This is a genomic window from Candidatus Frankia nodulisporulans (assembly GCF_902806475.1).
Taxonomy (GTDB): domain Bacteria; phylum Actinomycetota; class Actinomycetes; order Frankiales; family Frankiaceae; genus Frankia; species Frankia umida.
This window is the reverse complement of record NZ_CADCWS010000419.1, coordinates 1-2,226: the sequence shown is the minus strand read 5'-3', so window position 1 is coordinate 2,226 and position 2,226 is coordinate 1. Positions and strand designations below refer to the sequence as shown.

Genomic DNA, 2,226 nt, shown 5'->3' with positions numbered 1-2,226 from the left:
CCACGCATTGTCCGGACAGGTCAATGGAGAATGTGTTGTGATACATATCACTTCTCGACAACTTGGGTGCACAAAGTGGGCTTACGCAGCGTGCGGTATCTTCTGCGTTGAGGCACAGTCGGGGCGGCCGCCGGTCACGGAGGCCGCTTGGGGCGGCTGACCTCGTCGCGGCGGCATCGTCTCGCCCGCAGCATTGTTCACCGCCTGGTGCTCATGGCCTGGTGCTCATGTCACTGCCTCATCTCGCTGCCTCGTCCTCATCTCGCTGGCCCGTGCCCATGCACTGGCACTGGCACTGGCGCCACGTGCCCATGCACTGGCACCACGTGCTCGTGCAGCGCCAGCACATGCCCGTGTCACTGCTCGTACTCATGTCACTGCTCGTTGCCGAGCGCCGTCCCCTGACAGCGCGACGGTTCGTCCCGGACAGGATGTCCTCCCTTGGAGCGTTCGATGTCACGCGTGTCCCGTCGGTTCAGACACCGACTCCTGGCAGGGATCGCCGCCCTCGTGACCGGCCTGGTGCTGGTGGGCTGCGGTAGCGGATCCGACCCGTCAAGCGGGCGCACCGCGGCACCGGGCAAGGTGGACCTGTCCGGGGTGACGTTGCGGGCCGCCGATCAGATCGGCCAGATGAAGGGGCTGTTCAACGCGGCTGGTGTCCTCAAGGACGTGCCCTACAAGATCGAGTAGTCCGACTTCTCCGCAGCGGCCCCGCTGCTGCAGGCTCTGCGAGCCAACGCGGCGGACATCGGCCCGGCCGGTGACGCCCCCATTCTCAACGCGCTCGGCGCCGGCGCGCCGTTGAAGATCGTCGGAGTCAACCGGGCGTCAGCCCGCGGAGTGGCGGTGCTGGTGCCCAAGGACTCGCCGATTCGGACCATCGCCGACCTGCGGGGACGGACCGTGTCGCCGACCACGAAGGGAAGCATCGGGCATTACCTGCTCCTCGGGGCGCTCAAGGAAGCCGGGCTGACACCGAAGGACCTCACCATCTCCTTCCTGACGCCTCAGGCCGCGTCGGCGGCCTTCGACGCCCGGCGGATCGACGCCTGGGTGACCTGGGACCCCTACGTGGCGCTGGCCCAGCAGAAGAGCGCCCGGATCGTGCGCGACGGCGAGGGAATCAACAGCGGTCTCGGGTTCACCGTCGCCACCCGGCAGGCGGTCGGGGACCCGGCCAAGCGTGCGGCCATCGCGGACTTCCTGACGCGCCAGCGTGCTGCGTACGCGTGGTCGAACGCGAACCCACAGCAGTTCGCCTCGCTGTTCGCGACGCTGACCAAGCTGCCCCTGCCGGTCTCGTTGACCATGGTGCGGCGCCGCCAGTGGAGCGCTCCGCCGATCGATGACACGGTGATCCGCCAGTTCCAACAGTCCGCGGACGTCTACGCCGAGGCCGGCGTGCTGGAGAAGAAGCTCGACGTCGCTCCTTTCTTCGTCCGTTCGCTCACTTCCTGATCCGGACCTGCCACGCTCGACCCGCCTGCTCGCTGATTGATCTGGCCAGTCATCCTCGCGGACCTGGCCATTCCCAACAGGACCGGCTGTTCGCCGTCGACCAGCCCTATCCGCCAGGATGAGGTGAGACAGGTGATTCGTACTGCTGTGACCAGCGTGGGGTCGGGAGAAGAAGATCGTGGCGGTGCGGTGGCGGCGGTGGCGGCCGGGCAGGGTCTGGTCGATGATGGTCGGCTGGGTGATCGTGAGCAGGCACGGCGGGGTCCGGTCCTCCCCGGGATCGTCCGCCGCCGGGTGCGCATAGGCGAAGCGGGGTCTCGGAAACGCAGCTCGGGCCTCATCCGGGTCAAGCTCATCTCCGTTACTGGTGCGCATAATGTCTGCCGTCGGTCCGTCGGTCCGTCGGTCCGTCGGTCCATCGGTCCGAGCGGGCGGGGCTCGGTGGCGTTCAGTTCTGTTACCGGTGTGGGTGGTGCCTGTGTCACCGGCGCTTGCCGCCACCAGGTTCATCTCTGCCACGGTCACGGCCGGTGGGCGGGGTACGACGCTGGTGTCCTGAGCCAGGCCGCCTGCGTTGTCCTTGTGGACGAGAGGAGCAGGGACGAGCGCCGTGACCCAGCTGGTCGCAGCACGTCGCCCCGCGGCAGCTCTGCACGGACGCCGGGCCAGACGGGTGTATCTCTCCGGTCCGCCACATGGTCGTTGACTCGGTTGAGTGTGCTCCGCCTGGCAGGTCAGGCCGGGAGGCTTATGCAGAACTCATGG

Annotated in this window: 1 protein-coding gene and 1 pseudogene; both read left to right on the top strand. The window is 67.5% G+C overall.

From position 1 onward, the window contains the following. The first annotated feature begins 510 nt into the window (after positions 1–510). Positions 511–693: a hypothetical protein gene (locus G6R24_RS23050; protein WP_225438863.1), complete on the top strand. Its 183-nt coding sequence runs from the start codon at positions 511–513 to the stop codon at positions 691–693. Positions 694–708: 15 nt separating this feature from the next. Next, positions 709–1,461: pseudogene (locus tag G6R24_RS20405) on the top strand (ABC transporter substrate-binding protein); the annotation flags it as partial. Positions 1,462–2,226: the final 765 nt, after the last annotated feature.